Source organism: Lachnoclostridium phytofermentans ISDg (genome assembly GCF_000018685.1).
Lineage (GTDB): Bacteria > Bacillota > Clostridia > Lachnospirales > Lachnospiraceae > Lachnoclostridium > Lachnoclostridium phytofermentans.
Window position 1 is genome coordinate 705,300 of sequence record NC_010001.1, and the last position, 15,715, is coordinate 721,014.

General features: G+C 35.8%; 13 protein-coding genes and 1 riboswitch. Of the genes, 12 read left to right on the top strand and 1 reads right to left on the bottom strand.

The annotated features are described in order from the left end of the window. The first annotated feature begins 357 nt into the window (after positions 1-357). From CPHY_RS02990 to CPHY_RS03030, 9 genes are all read left to right on the top strand, one after another. A complete protein-coding gene (locus CPHY_RS02990) occupies positions 358-2,643 on the top strand; it encodes a RelA/SpoT family protein (RefSeq protein WP_041703880.1) in 2,286 nt (761 codons plus the stop codon). A gap of 110 nt (positions 2,644-2,753) precedes the next feature. After that, on the top strand, positions 2,754-3,404 hold the full coding sequence (locus CPHY_RS02995; RefSeq protein ID WP_012198580.1) for an MBL fold metallo-hydrolase: 651 nt from the start codon (positions 2,754-2,756) through the stop codon (positions 3,402-3,404). Further along, positions 3,405-4,880: a coproporphyrinogen dehydrogenase HemZ gene (gene hemZ / locus CPHY_RS03000; RefSeq protein ID WP_012198581.1), complete on the top strand. Its 1,476-nt coding sequence runs from the start codon at positions 3,405-3,407 to the stop codon at positions 4,878-4,880. It abuts the gene before it with no gap. Positions 4,881-4,882: 2 nt separating this feature from the next. Continuing rightward, positions 4,883-5,605 (top strand): HD-GYP domain-containing protein, encoded by a 723-nt coding sequence (locus CPHY_RS03005; RefSeq protein ID WP_012198582.1) that lies wholly within the window; start codon positions 4,883-4,885, stop codon positions 5,603-5,605. A 103-nt stretch (positions 5,606-5,708) separates the two neighbouring features. Then, a complete protein-coding gene (gene hisS, locus CPHY_RS03010; RefSeq protein WP_012198583.1) occupies positions 5,709-6,962 on the top strand; it encodes a histidine--tRNA ligase in 1,254 nt (417 codons plus the stop codon). Positions 6,963-7,112: 150 nt separating this feature from the next. Further along, a complete protein-coding gene (gene aspS / locus CPHY_RS03015; RefSeq protein WP_012198584.1) occupies positions 7,113-8,909 on the top strand; it encodes an aspartate--tRNA ligase in 1,797 nt (598 codons plus the stop codon). A gap of 88 nt (positions 8,910-8,997) precedes the next feature. Then, entirely contained in the window at positions 8,998-9,228 is a 231-nt protein-coding gene (locus CPHY_RS03020) for a DUF1294 domain-containing protein (protein WP_330370909.1), read from the top strand. Between the two features lie 159 nt (positions 9,229-9,387). Further along, positions 9,388-9,588 (top strand): cold-shock protein, encoded by a 201-nt coding sequence (locus CPHY_RS03025; protein ID WP_012198586.1) that lies wholly within the window; start codon positions 9,388-9,390, stop codon positions 9,586-9,588. A 324-nt stretch (positions 9,589-9,912) separates the two neighbouring features. Further along, positions 9,913-10,974 carry an aldose epimerase family protein gene (locus CPHY_RS03030; protein WP_012198587.1) on the top strand — a complete coding sequence of 354 codons (1,062 nt, stop codon included), beginning with the start codon at positions 9,913-9,915 and terminating at the stop codon, positions 10,972-10,974. A gap of 156 nt (positions 10,975-11,130) precedes the next feature. Here the strand turns inward: CPHY_RS03030 and upp are convergent, their stop codons facing one another. Further along, positions 11,131-11,760: a uracil phosphoribosyltransferase gene (gene upp / locus CPHY_RS03035; RefSeq protein WP_012198588.1), complete on the bottom strand. Its 630-nt coding sequence runs from the start codon at positions 11,758-11,760 to the stop codon at positions 11,131-11,133. A gap of 330 nt (positions 11,761-12,090) precedes the next feature. Between upp and CPHY_RS03040 the strand changes: the two genes are divergently transcribed. From CPHY_RS03040 to CPHY_RS03050, 3 genes are all read left to right on the top strand, one after another. Next, positions 12,091-13,191, top strand: coding sequence for a response regulator (locus CPHY_RS03040; protein WP_012198589.1), 1,101 nt, complete (start codon positions 12,091-12,093; stop codon positions 13,189-13,191). A 364-nt stretch (positions 13,192-13,555) separates the two neighbouring features. Beyond that, entirely contained in the window at positions 13,556-14,008 is a 453-nt protein-coding gene (locus CPHY_RS03045; protein WP_012198590.1) for a hypothetical protein, read from the top strand. A gap of 231 nt (positions 14,009-14,239) precedes the next feature. After that, positions 14,240-14,470: riboswitch (cobalamin riboswitch) on the top strand. A 171-nt stretch (positions 14,471-14,641) separates the two neighbouring features. Then, the gene (locus CPHY_RS03050) at positions 14,642-15,661 is read left to right on the top strand and encodes an ABC transporter substrate-binding protein (RefSeq protein ID WP_012198591.1); all 1,020 of its coding nucleotides are present in this window, start codon (positions 14,642-14,644) and stop codon (positions 15,659-15,661) included. Positions 15,662-15,715: the final 54 nt, after the last annotated feature.

Here is a 15,715-nt window from a genome sequence, read left to right on the forward strand (position 1 = left end):
ATGGGGGGTATTTTGCGGAAAAATACTGCCTTAATGTAAAAAATGGGTTTGTACACTCTTTTTTCGTTCAATTTTTTCAAAAGTCGCATGAATTTGTTCAAAGAACAGTCATAGAATGTCAAAAAGATTGATTTTTTCAACTTTACTTATTATAATAGGAAGATAAGCTTATTAGCCCCCGAAATGAAAGGAATGGTTCTTATGGAGAAATCGTTAAATCAGAGTACAGACACAAACTTAGAACCGAAAAAACTTCATAATGTAAGTTCCATTCTTCAGAATGAAAGTACAATTCTAGAGAATGGAAGTTCCATCCAAAAGAATGGAAATGCCATTCAAAAGAATGACATTGACTTAATGCAGGATGAAACTGCAATTAAATATCAAAAAGACCGCAAAATAGGTGTTGTTCCATCGGATTTTACAAGTCCTGACGAGCTCTATGAGATTTTGCTTAAGACCATTCGTGCCTATCACCCATCCACTGATGTAGAGATTGTTGAGAAGGCTTATAAAATTGCGACTTTTGCACATAAAGATCAGTTGCGAAAATCAGGTGAACCTTATATTATACATCCGCTTTGTGTAGCGATTATTCTTGCAGAATTAGAACTTGACAAGGAAACAATTGTTGCAGGAATTCTTCATGATGTTGTGGAGGATACGGTATTAACCGTATCAGAGCTTACAAAAGAGTTTGGAGAGGAAGTAGCGCTGTTAGTGGATGGTGTTACGAAGTTAACTCAATTAAATTATTCAAAGGATAAGGTGGAAATCCAGGCTGAAAATCTTCGTAAGATGTTTCTTGCTATGGCAAAGGATATCCGTGTTATTCTAATTAAGTTGGCAGACAGACTTCACAATATGAGAACGATGCAGTACCAGACGCCTAAAAAACAGATAGAAAAATCCAGAGAAACGATGGATATCTATGCTCCAATAGCGCAACGTCTTGGTATTTCTATGATAAAAATAGAGCTGGATGATTTATCGCTACAGTACCTAGAACCTGAAGTTTATAAGGAACTGAATGAAAAAATCGCATCAAAAAAAGAAGAGCGAGAAGCTTTCATTAATAGCATCGTAGAGGACGTTGGAAAACATATCGCAGAAGCAAATATTTCAGCAAAGATAGATGGTCGAGTAAAACACTTCTTTAGTATCTATAAAAAGATGGTGAATCAAGGGAAAACCTTAGAGCAAATCTATGACTTATTTGCGGTAAGGATTGTTGTGGACACTGTAAAGGATTGCTATGCAGCTCTCGGAGTCATTCATGAGATGTATAAGCCGATACCAGGGCGTTTTAAAGATTATATCGCAATGCCCAAACCAAATATGTATCAGTCTCTTCATACCACTTTAATTGGTCCGAATGGACAGCCTTTTGAAATACAGATTCGTACTTTTGAAATGCATCGTACTGCAGAATATGGTATTGCAGCGCATTGGAAATACAAAGAAGGTCATGATGGTAAAAATACAAGAGATACCGAAGAAGCAAAGCTTACTTGGCTTCGTCAGATACTTGAGTGGCAAAGAGATTTATCGGATAACAAAGAATTTTTAAGTTTGTTAAAGAATGATTTAGATTTATTTTCAGACAGTGTTTATTGCTTTACACCAACAGGAGATGTAAAAAATCTACCAGCTGGCTCTAATCCAGTAGATTTTGCCTATAGTATTCATAGTGCAGTTGGAAACAAGATGGTTGGTGCTAGGGTGAATGGTAGACTTGTACCAATTGACTATGTGATACAAAATGGTGATCGTATTGAAATCATGACGTCGCAAAATTCGAAAGGTCCAAGTAGAGATTGGCTCAATATAGTTAAGAGTACTCAAGCAAAAAATAAAATCAATCAATGGTTTAAAACAGAGTTAAAAGAAGACAATATCATCCGCGGTAAGGAGATGCTTGTTGCATACTGTAAAACCAAAACAATTACAATGAGTGACTTATTAAAGAATGAGTTTATGGAAGTTGTAATGAAAAAGTACGGTTTTCGTGACTGGGAATCCGTTTATGCAGCAGTAGGGCATGGTGGATTAAAAGAGGGGCAGGTTATTAATAAGCTGCAAGAGGTATATACGAAGAAGAATCGGAAAGAAATGACTGATGAAAAGGTTCTTGAAACGATTGCAGATGTGAAGTTTGACCGACCAGCAGTTATGAAATCCAAAGGTGGTATCGTAGTACAAGGAATTCATGATGTCGCTGTCCACTTTTCAAAGTGTTGCTCTCCAGTACCAGGTGATGAAATCGTTGGATTTGTTACAAGAGGACGTGGAGTTTCTATACATCGTACGGATTGTATTAATGTGATTAACCTTCCATATGAAGATAGGGAACGATTAATTGATGCTGAATGGAATATACCTGCGGATAAGCAAAATTCCGGGCTATATACTGCTGAGATTAAAATCTATGCAAACAACCGGAATGGAGTTTTACTTGATGTATCAAGAATTTTTACGGAAAATAAGATTGATGTTATCTCTATGACGGTAAGAACGAGTAAACAAGGGACCGCAACTATTAGTGTGGGGTTTGAAATAAATGGAGTGGAGCAGTTGCATTTCATTATTGGTAAACTTCGCAGTATTGAGAGTGTAATTGACATTGAACGTACTACAGGTTAAAGAATAAGGTAAGACTTAAGGTATTGTGAGAACATAGGAATGAATGCATAAATGTTATGCATAAATACTAAGCATTAATGTTGCATCCTATGCTGGATTTGGAGGAAGTTATGAGTAAGATTAGGCTTGATATGCTTACCCTTGGTGAGATTAGAACTAATTGCTTTATCGTCAGCAATGAAGATACGAAGGATGCAGTAGTGGTTGATCCAGGGGATGAATGCGAACGTATTTTAGAACATTTAAATCTTAATGAACTCAATATAAAAGCTATTTTATTAACGCATGGCCACTTTGATCATATCATGGCTGCAAGGGAGCTAGCATCTACGACTAGAGTTTGCATCTACGCATATGAGTCAGAGCGTGAACTTCTTGCGGATCCGGGGCTTAATTGCTCTTCCATCTTTGGAAAGTCACTTACTTTAGCCCCTGTTGAAAGCTTACATGACCTGGAGAAAATTCAGTTTGCTGATATTGAATTTGTCGTGCTTCATACTCCAGGACATACGAAAGGCTCTGTATGCTATTACATTCCTGATGAACAGATTCTTCTAAGCGGAGATACTCTATTTTTTGAATCAGTTGGACGTACCGATTTTCCTACTGGAAATAGTGAAGTATTAGTTAAATCGATCAATGAGAGGTTATTTACCTTACCAAAAGAAGTTAAGGTATATCCTGGACATGGCTGTAGTACAAGCATTGGGTATGAGATGCAAAATAATCCGTATGTAAATGGAGAGGGAAGTTTTTATTAGATGATACAGTTAACGATGATAGGGGAGGATTACGAACAGGACATAGCGCCTTTACTAAAGTCATTCTACCCAAAAGAAGAAATTAAAATAGAGAAATATCAAACAGAAACGGAACAAGCGCTGTCTACTGAGACAACGCTTGTCTTACGACTATTCCTAGACCGATTTGAGGTAGCCTTATATGAGGATACAATTCTAAGGAAAAGGGAAGAGAAAATCTTATCAGAATATCCGCTAACAAGAAGTATTTATCGTAATGCTCTTTTGCGTGTACTCTATCTACTTTTGTCTGACTATACGAAAGAGTCTCTTCCATGGGGAATCATGACAGGTATTCGTCCAACCAAACAAGTACTCGAGAGGCTTGAGGATGGGGTTACAGAAGAAGACATCAAGAAGTATCTAAAAGAGGAGTACTATTGCTCTGATGAAAAGATTGCATTGAGTCTTAATGTCGCAAAGCGTGAGCATGAAATACTAAAGGATCTTAGCTATCAAAATGGGTATAGTATTTACATTGGTATCCCATTTTGCCCTAGTACCTGCCATTATTGTTCCTTTACTTCTTATCCATTAGAGAGATTTGAACACTTAGTGGAGCCATATCTGATGGCTTTGACAAAGGAAATGGAATATGCATCTACTTGTTTAGATAAGCCATTAAGCACTCTTTATGTCGGAGGTGGTACCCCAACGACGCTTAGCGCAAAGCAATTAGAGTACCTACTAACGAAGATCGACCATTATTTTGGTATCAAAGGGCTAAAGGAACTAACTGTGGAAGCAGGGCGACCGGATAGTATCACAAGAGAAAAACTACAGGTATTAAAAGACTTTGGCGTATCAAGAATATCAATTAATCCTCAATCCATGCGACAGAAAACCTTGGATTTAATCGGAAGAAAACATACCGCTACGCAGATTGAAGAAGCATTTTATTTAGCAAGGGAGATAGGGCATGATAATATCAATATGGATATCATCATTGGTCTTAGCGGAGAAAATCCTTCCGATGTCATATATACTCTAGATAGAATTAAGTCAATGAATCCGGATAGTTTGACTGTGCATACCCTTGCAATAAAAAGGGCTGCCAGATTGAATACACAAAAGGAACAATATAAGGATATGGAAGCGGTTCGGGTTAGTGACATGCTAGCAGAAACTGTGAAGTTTGCGAAAGAAAATAACTATGATCCGTATTACTTATATCGTCAAAAGAATATGGCAGAAAACCTTGAAAACGTTGGCTATGCTAGATATGGAAAAGAAGGCATCTATAATATCTTAATTATGGAAGAAAAACAAACAATTCTGGCACTTGGTGCTGGAGGTTCTTCAAAGTTTGTATTTCATAAAGAAAATCGAATCGAACGAGTAGAGAATGTAAAAAGTGTAATGGACTATACGGAACGTATTGACGAGATGATTCAAAGAAAGAAAGATTTCTTAAGAAATTCCATAAAGGACTTATAAGAATGGGGATATTAGGATTTTATCGAAAAGAAGAACTTAAGCAAATTCAGAAGGAATCGTCCTTTAGATGCGGAAATCTATCAGCGCCTTCTGCAACTGGAATAGCAATCATTCGTGGATTAGATTATCCTTATTTATGTGAGGAAATTAAAGAAGAGGCTATCTCTCATGGAATATTAGTGAGCAATCTTGCTTACTCGTTAGCAAAAGAGCTTAAATTGTCCAAAAAGACTTGTTTAGAGCTTGCAGAGGCAGGAATCGTACATGATATTGGAAAGTTAAAGCTTGGTGAATATCTATATGGTAAGGAGCATGATACCTTAAAGATAGAAGAAATGAAGTATATAAGGCTCCACCCAGAGCTTGGAGCTCAGATTTTAAAAGATCATCGTTGTCACTCAAGGGAAGTATTAACTTCAATATATCACCATCATGAAAACTTTGATGGTTCAGGATATCCTGATAATTTGTCAGGAAATGCAATCCCTTATGGGGCAAGAATTCTTCGTACTTGTGATGTGTTTGCAGCACTAGTGACGGAACGAGCTTATCGTTCTTTTTTCGAAGTCGATGCAGCGATTGAACTTATGATAGATGAAGTGAAAAATTTTGATATGGAGATTTTTTTGGCATTCTTGCGTTTTGTCCATTCCAAAGAGTTTGAATCGATACGTGACTATGTTATTTATGTAAATAATAACTCTATGACTATACCTGAAGAATAGCTTTTTAGGAAGTTATTGATTTGAAAAAGCTATTCAATTTGTGCGAAAGCACGAATATCGAATGTTACTACAAAGGCGCTATAGCGCCAGAATGGAGGATCATATGATTACGCAGCGTCCAAAAGGGACCCTCGACTGGTACGGGGACAATATGTATAAAAGAACATTAATTGAAGAGTTGGCAAGAAAGCTATGCAAAGCTTATAATATAAAAGAAATTATTACTCCGGTATTTGAGCATACCATTCTCTTTCAACGTGGAGTAGGAGAAACAACAGATGTTGTTCAAAAAGAAATGTACACATTTCTTGATAAGAAAGATCGTAGCATAACGCTAAAACCAGAGGGAACTGCTGGTGCGATTCGTGCTTACTTAGAGAATAACTTATATGCGGAAAGTGGACCAACAAAACTCTTTTATGTTACTCCAGCATTTCGTTATGAACAGCCACAAAGTGGTAGATTACGTCAGCATCATCAGTTTGGTGTTGAATTTGTTGGTTCCAAAAGTCCTTTGGCAGAGGTTGAATTGATCACTTTAATTACAACCTTTCTAAAGGAAATTGGATTAAAGAAAGCAAAGCTTCATATCAACAGCATCGGATGTAAAAATTGCAGAGCTACCTATAATGAAGCACTTTTAACTTATTTAAGAAAACACGAAGATCATTTATGTTCAACCTGCAAGGAGCGTATGCAAAAAAATCCGCTTCGAGTAATTGATTGTAAGGAATCCGCTTGCAAAGAAATTGTAAAGGATGCACCTAGAACCATTGAGTATTTAGATGAAGAGTGTAAAAATCACTTTGAAGAATTACAGAGTCTCCTTCATACGTTAAATATTCCATTTGAAATTGATACTGGTATCGTAAGAGGACTAGATTATTATACAAAGACAGTATTTGAATTTGTAAATGAAGATGGCTTTACTTTATGTGGCGGTGGTCGCTATGACGGATTAGTTCATGAAATTGATGAGAAGCAGGACATTCCAAGTGTTGGATTTGGTATGGGAATTGAACGTATTTTATATTTTCTTGAAAAAGAAGAAGTTTCGTTACCACCACAACCAGCGATAGAGCTTTATGTCGGTATTCTTGGAGCAGAAGCAAAAGCATCTGCTTACCAGCTTGTAACCAAGCTTCGTGGTGAAGGAATCATAACGGAAACAGATTATATGGATCGTTCCGTAAAAGCACAGATGAAATATGCAAACAAGATTGGTGCAAAAAATACGGTAATTCTCGGTGCGGATGAGTTAGCGAAAGGATTGGCTAACGTAAAGAATATGGAAACCGGAGAACAAACAGAACTTCCACTAGAGGATATTGCAGATTTTATCCTTAAGAATGCTTAAGATATTATCAGAAGTTAATAAAGCAAACTTTTGATAATTCATATTATCTTACAAAAAATAGGTTAACTTTAATGTGGCATACCGACTAAAGGTGGCATGTAGAGAAACATTAATTTGATAAGAATAAGATTGGATACAGGAGGATTTGACATGGCAGAGTCAATGAAGGGATTACACAGAACTCATCGTTGTACAGAGCTTAGCAACAGTAATGTTGGTGAGATAGTAACAGTAATGGGCTGGGTACAAAAGAGCAGAAATAAGGGCGGCATAATCTTCGTAGATTTAAGAGACCGTTCCGGTTTATTACAGATTATCTTTGAAGAGGGTGATATCGGAACTGAAATGTTTGAGAAAGCCAGTAAGCTACGTAGTGAATTTGTTGTAGCAGTTGTTGGTAAGGTAGAAACTCGTTCTGGTGCAGTAAATGAAAATCTGTTAACAGGTACCATTGAGGTTAGAGCTACAGAGTTACGTATCTTATCAGAATCTGAAACACCTCCATTTCCAATTGAAGAAGGTTCAAAGACGAAAGAAGAATTACGTTTAAAATATCGTTATCTTGATTTAAGAAGACCAGACTTGGTACGCAACTTAATGCTTCGTAGTAAAGTTGCCACATTAACAAGACAGTTCCTATCAGACGAAGGATTTCTTGAAATTGAGACTCCAATGTTAACTAAGTCTACACCAGAAGGTGCAAGAGACTATCTTGTACCAAGTCGTGTACATCCAGGTAATTTTTATGCACTTCCACAGTCACCACAGATTTTTAAACAGTTATTAATGGTGAGTGGTTATGACCGTTATTTCCAGATTGTAAAGTGTTTCCGTGATGAGGACCTTCGTGCGGATAGACAGCCAGAGTTTACTCAGATCGATATGGAACTTAGCTTTGTTGATGTAGATGATGTAATCTCTGTCAATGAGCGTCTATTACAGAAGATGTTTAAAGAATCGATTGGTATCGACGTTTCCCTTCCAATTCAGAGAATGACATGGAGAGAAGCTATGGACCGTTACGGTTCTGATAAACCAGATACTAGATTTGGAATGGAATTAAAGAACGTATCGGAACTTGTAAAGGACTGTGGCTTCGCAGTATTTACCGGTGCCTTAGAAAATGGTGGATCTGTTCGTGGTATCAATGCAAATGGACAGGGTGAAATGCCACGTAAGAAGATAGATGCCTTAATTGAATTTGCAAAAGGTTATGGAGCAAAAGGATTAGCTTACTTAAGTATCAATGAAGATGGGACTTATAAGTCTTCTTTCTCAAAATTCATGACAGAGGAAGAATTATCTGCATTAGTAGCGGCAATGGAAGCTAAGCCAGGAGACCTTCTGTTCTTTGCAGCAGATAAAGATAAAGTAGTATTCGATGTTCTTGGTAATCTTCGTCTTGAGATTGCGAGAAATCTTGAATTGTTAGATAAGAATACTTATAACTTCTTATGGGTAACAGAGTTTCCATTACTTGAGTACTCAGAAGAAGAGGGAAGATATACCGCGATGCATCATCCATTTACAATGCCTATGGATGAAGACCTTCCACTTCTTGAAACTGACCCAGGTAAAGTTCGTGCGAAAGCATACGATATCGTATTAAATGGTACAGAAGTAGGTGGCGGTAGTGTCCGTATCTTCCAGAATAATGTACAGGAAAAGATGTTTGAAGTTCTTGGATTTACGAAGGAAGAGGCTTATGAACGTTTTGGATTCTTATTAAATGCATTCAAATATGGTGTTCCACCACACGCAGGTTTAGCTTACGGTTTAGATCGACTTGTCATGTTGATGGCAAAAGAGGATTCCATCCGTGATGTAATCGCGTTCCCTAAAGTTAAGGATGCTTCCTGTTTATTAACAGATGCACCAAATGTTGTAGATGACAAACAGCTAGAGGAACTTTCTATTGCACTTGCAAAGAAAGCTACTGAAGAATAATGAATATCTTAGATTATACAATTTTTAGTATGACGTATTCTGACGCTAAAAAGTATATATCTTATTATTCTACCTTCTTATTGTTAATCTGTTAGGATTTAGCAGTATGGGAATTGATAAAAAGAAAGCCAAGGCTAGAGAGTGGAGAATTAGGGAAAGAACGTTATTCTTAATTGCATTCATAGGAGGGAGCTTAGGCTCTCTTCTTGGTATGAAGGTATTCCACCACAAAACAAAGCATAAAAATTTTCAGATATTGATTCCTTTATTCTTAATATTGCAAATTACACTTGGAATTATTTACATTGTGAAAATGTAAAAGTTGCTAGATAAAATGTGTAGAAATGTGTCATAATTTAGCAGTTAACAAATTTTTGTTTGACAATATTAGAAATCAATGGTATTATAAATGTGTTGCATCTAGCCAATAGGCAGAGTGATTGTAGCAATATTATATTTTTTTTTGGAGGATTATCTCATGAACAAAGGTACTGTAAAGTGGTTTAACAATCAAAAAGGTTTTGGTTTCATCTCTGATGAGCAGGGTAACGATGTATTCGTACATTACTCAGGACTTAACATGGACGGCTTCAAGTCTTTAGAAGAAGGACAGGAAGTTGCATTTGAAGTGGTTCAGGGTGCTAAAGGACCTCAGGCTACTAACGTAACAAGAATATAATTCTTGTAAAATGTAGCAGATAACTGATTCGTCTTATTCTAGACATAGAACCGTTTGATATCAAACGTTTCCATGATCGTGGAATTACTTTCAGTGTACCTTTTTCTATTATATAAATGTAATATTTTATACGGAAATAGCTATATTGTAAGACAATTTTGTAACGAATCTAAAGAAAGAAAATAGAAGTTGTTTCATAACAACTTTTGTTTTCTTTCTTTTTTTGTTTACCTTGAATCTAATTTTACTTCACAGATTTTGGAATAGATGTTATAATATTTTCTAGATTAAGAAATAATAGTGAGCGAATGAATGGAGGTTCTTATGAAAATATCTCAAAGACCGTTTGGTAAGACCAAGCAGGGAGAAAAAGTAACATTATATACGATAACAAATGATCATGGTATGGTGGTATCCTTCAGTGATTTTGGTGCTAATATTGTAAGTATTATAGTACCGGACAAGAATGGTACATTTGCGGATGTAGCATTAGGGTATGATAATGTAAAACAATATGAAGTGAATGGACCAGGATACGGTTCTTTTATTGGTCGTCATGCGAATCGTATCGCAGAAGCTTTGGTTGTAATAAATGGGAAAGAGTACAAATTAGAAAAGAACGATGGCAATCACAATTTACATAGCGGTAGTAAAGGCTATAATAAATTCCTATATGAAACTGAAGTCTTTAAAGACAAGGATGAGACAACAGTAGAGTTTTCCAGATTAAGTCCTGATATGGAACAGGGATTACCGGGTAATCTTGATCTTGTGGTTTCCTATACCTTAACAAATGATAATGAATTGGCTATTGAATATTATGGAGTATCAGATAAGGATACAATTATTAACTTTACCAATCATTCTTATTTTAATTTGGCTGGCCATAATAGCGGAAGTATAGAAGGTCATCAGGTAATGATTGATTCAGATGAATTTACATTAACAGATGAAACGTTAATTCCTACAGGCGAAATTGCAAAGGTAGAAGGAACACCAATGGATTTTCGTAAATTGAAGAAAATAGGAAAAGATATTGAAGCAGATTATCAACCTCTTCGCGTTGCTGGTGGGTATGATCATAATTATGTTTTAAAAACCTCAGAAGAGGAAGCAGCTAAAGTTGCTGAACTTTGGGAGGAAAAGAGCGGACGCCTCATGGAGGTATTTACCGACGCGAAAGGTCTTCAGCTCTATACTGGTAATTTTATTCTTGGAAATGAAAATGGAAAAGAAGGATATTGCTATCAGAAACGTGATGGAGTTTGCTTTGAAACACAATATTATCCAAATTCCTGTAATATAAGTAATTTTCCATCCTGTCTTAAGAATGCAGGAGAACCTTTTGAAAGTGTTACGATCTATAAATTCTCAGTGAAAAAATAAAAAGGAGCTGTTGCCATTTTAAACTGCTCATTGTCTCTTGACAGGGAGTGTTTAAAATGGCAACAGCCCTTTCTCTTTTTATAATACTAAAACATGGTGAAATAATATTATAAATTAATTGGAATTATAATCTCCAAATAGAATCATGTTCCGAGATTATTTTGTACCGTAGATACGATCACCAGCATCACCTAAACCAGGTAAAATATAACCCTGTTCATTTAGACGCTCATCAAGTGCACCGATAAAAACATCAACGTCTGGATGAGCTTCTTGTAATTTTTTAAGACCTTCTGGAGCTGCAATTAGGCAGAGGAAACGAATTTTTTCAATGCCGCGTCTTTTTAATAATGTGATAGCTGCAATAGCAGAACCACCAGTAGCTAGCATTGGATCCACAACAAAGATTTCGCGATCAGGAGCGTCAGATGGTAATTTACAGAAGTACTCAACAGGTTCAAGAGTTTCTTCGTTACGATATAATCCTATGTGGCCTACTTTTGCATTCGGTGTTAGATTAAGAATACCGTCTGCCATATGCATTCCGGCACGTAGAATTGGAACGACACATAATTTCTTACCTTCGATTTCTTTAACAATAGCCTTAGTAAGTGGAGTCTCCACTTCCTTATCAGCTAATGGTAGGTTGCGGCTTGCCTCATAATAGATAAGCATAGCTACTTCGGCTACTAAATCACGAAATTCTTTAGTAGATGTGGTTTTCATTCTCATAATACCAATCTTATGTTGGATTAGAGGATGATCCATAATGCAAACATTTGACATAATGATACCTCCAGGATATTTATGCATTTTTCATGCACTTAAACTTTTGTTGCAATATTTTCTGTGTACTAATCCATAATATGTGGGAGTTCACAGAATTGTATTCATGGTTAGAACGCCCGCTATTGCGTGCGTCCCGACTTCAAATTTTTTCTTACCGACTATTATAACAAAAAGTGATAATAAAATAAAGAAAAGTTTTAAAGAAAAAAATGGAAAATCTTGATTTTAGTCTTTAAATTTGTTAGGATATGGGAGACAAAGTGAATGAATGGAAAAACTATAACATTGTGATGTGATAGATAATAAAAGTAAAGGAGGATGTTGTGTGTGATTGATACAATCTTTCATGGGGATAAAATTGGAGCCACAGCTTTAATCGTAGATGACAATCCTGTTAATCTGATAGCAGGAGGAATGATGTTAAAGACATATGGTCTTTCTGTTGAAACTGCAGGAGGCGGACGGGATGCCTTAGAAAAGGTGGCTGAAAAAGATTATGACTTAATTTTTATGGATCTCATGATGCCAGAAATAGATGGAGTTGAAACTGCGAAAAGGATACATAAATTAGTGGGAAAATTCGGTCAGGTGATTATAGCGATTTCAGGTGCTCTCATCGGTGAAAATGAAAAAATCGCAACAACAAATGAATTTTCTGATGTATTAGAAAAACCAATTGAGGCAGATAAGCTAAGTCAATGTTTAAAAAGATGGTTACCAAAAGAAAAATTATGTGAGAATTTGATAGATTCCTTTCACGAGATTGGGGAAAGAACGGATGAAGTATCAGAATTTATAGAAATATTTCAACAGGTTACTACGCTTGATTGTAGATTAGGCTTGCATTATGCTCTAAATCAGGTGGATAATTATATCCGCATAGCAGAAGCATCGATGAAACAATTAATTCAATCAAAAGATAAGTTAGAACTTATTACAGAAGAGAAAGAACGTGGTATTATGCAAGCAGAATGCCATTCTTTAAAAAGTATATTGTATCATTTGGGATCAAGAGAATTAGCGGAAGATGCAACTGCCCTTGAAATGAAAAGAATGAGCGAGGAATCATTGGAACATAATAATTCTATCCATGAATGCCAGATGGAACAACTAAAGAGATTTCTCATGCGCATTAACTTATTTTGTAGTGAACTCGAACAAGCGTTAATCGCATATAATAATAGAAGAAATCCTAAGAATGAAACCATGGGGATTTCTAACTGTTCTAAAGAAGTAATCGCAAAGCAGCAGGGGAAAGTATTATATCATATTAGTCATTATGAATATTTTGAGATTATAAATGGATTAAGACTACTGTTAACGATGGTATCTAAGGAAAATCAAAAAAAGATTCATCAAGCGATGGAAGCAGCGGAAGAATTTGATTATGAAAACACTGCAAAGTATGTGAATCAAATTATAATTTGATGAAATTAAGATTTGAGAAAATTAAGATTTGAAAGAATAGAGATAAAAAGTCTAAGTAATTTCGAAAAAAGGGCAGAGGAGAAGCCCGGTAGAGGGGGAGGGTAACTGCCGGGCTTTGTTTTATGAAAAAAATTATCTTGTAAACATATTTATGTTATATTTGTATTATAAGATATGAATATGATGATAGTATGGCTAACTTATGAACATTTTGTGAATATATAATTTATTGTTCATGACATAGCCAAGTTTTGTCATCTTATTTTCAAATTTTACAAACTAACCAGAAATTACAAGACTTTATTAGAGGACTTCGCAAATACTAAAGACAGGTTCAATTCCACCGAAAGGAAATGGGGATATGATGAGTGTATTCAAGAAATTAATACGCAAGGAATTAGGAGAAGTCAACTACAATAAGTATTTCACATACATTCAAAAAAATCTCAAGAACAAATCACTAGAGAGTAAAGAGGTCTTTGAGGATATCTACACCAGGCTTAAGGATAAAGATATTGAATCGATTGCACGGATGCATGATAGATTAAACGATGCTATGTTGCTTGCTTTTCGAATCAGTAAAAATTATATGTTTGCTGTGGTATTCTATATTGCTGCCTCTACATTTATTCTATTGAAAGGTTTAGTACCAATGATTGCGATTACTGCTCTTGGTACGATGAGCGTTCTGTTTCTAATGAAGACTTATGAATTTGTTCTCAATAAATATTGCTTTATTGATGCTCAGATCGTTTTAGTATATAAGTCTGTCTTAGAAAAGATTATTTTGGGCCATGTGAAAAGGCGTAACTTATGATAATAGATACGTTTACTAATATATATTCCATGTATATTTAATGTATATATCAGGAAGATAGTATTTCATAGAATAAATAGGTTGGCTTTTCCAATAAAGTTACAAAATGAAACGTAATAGGAGAAGGACTGTCATTAAATCTTTTATGACAGTCTTTTTTTGATGAGTAATTATTATCTATGTGATTTCTTGTTGTTAAAATTTACTTGTATTGTATCCAAGTTACGGGTATAATAATTGCGACCATGTGGTGCTTCTTAATATAAGTTAAAAGGGAATGTGGTGAAAATCCACAGCAGCCCCCGTTACTGTCAATGGAATGAAAATTGCGGAAGTGTCATTGTATCTTCTTTAGCGTTAAGGATACGGCTCCTAGCCTTAAAAAGCGAAGAATGATATGAGAAGACAGCAATGAGTAAAATGACCATGAGCCAGGAAACCTGCCATATGAGAATGAATCATCTGCACTCGGAGGGAGTTGCGGATCAAAAAGGGAGTAAGTGTGAAGAGAATATCTAAGGCGCCAAAAGACGCCGCCTAAGAAATTCTAAAACTTTACACAGACAAGTTTGTGCTGCGCCAAACCCACGCCATTAGCGGCTCCTAAAAAGATAGTCGCAGCATGGAGGCTAAATGAAGAAATTTAAAAAACTATTGACACTTGGATTGATTCTAACCATTGTCATGACAGGTTGTGGGACAAAAGCAGGCAATGAGAATCATGAAACTAATGAAATGCCAACTTCAGAGGCACAAATTACTGCTCAGCCATCAACTGGCACAGAACCAGCCACAACCCCGACTGGCTTACCAGAGGATACTACAGAGAATAATGAAACTAAGTACCCACTCACAGTTACCGATACTATGGGAACTACCATTACGTTTGAAAATGAACCTCAAACAATGATATCGTTTTCTCCTAGTATCACAGAGATATTATATGCACTTTCGCTATCAGATAAATTGATTGGACGTACGGATTATTGTGATTATCCAGCGGAAGCATTGTCTATTGAATCTATCGGAGATTTTTATAATCCTGATATAGAAAAAGTTGTAAGTCTAGCTCCAGATGTTGTATTAGCTTCTTCCCTATGGACGGAAGATGTTATTCAAAAATTTAAAGAGGTTGGAATTACGGTCGTTGTAGCGAATGAAGATAAAGATGTTGCTGGTATCTATGGGATGATTGATTTAATTGGACAGATATTTAATTGTCAGGATAATTCAGCAAAGCTTGTAGAAACAATGAAAACACAAATAGAAGATGTAACAAAGAAGGTTGCGTCACTTCCTAAGAAGACTGTATATTATGTAGTAGGTTTTGGGGAATACGGAGATTATACAGCCGGAGGTGATACCTTTATCGGAAATTTATTAACACTAGCAGGTGGAGATAATATTGCTAAAAATGTTAGTGGATGGTCATATACATTAGAAAGTTTAATTGATGCAGACCCAGAGGTAATTATTTTAGATTCCAGTATGAAGGATAGCTTTATCTCAAGTGATAACTATAAAGATTTAAGTGCTGTAAAGAATAATCAAGTGTATAGTATTGATAATAATTTACTGGAACGTCAAAGTTATCGTGTTGCTGATGGAATTTTAGAGGTAGCAAAAATACTGCATCCAGAAGCATTTCAATAGATACTGGAGTAAATACGCAACTTTGTACCTGTGGTTCAAAGTTTGCAGTTATGG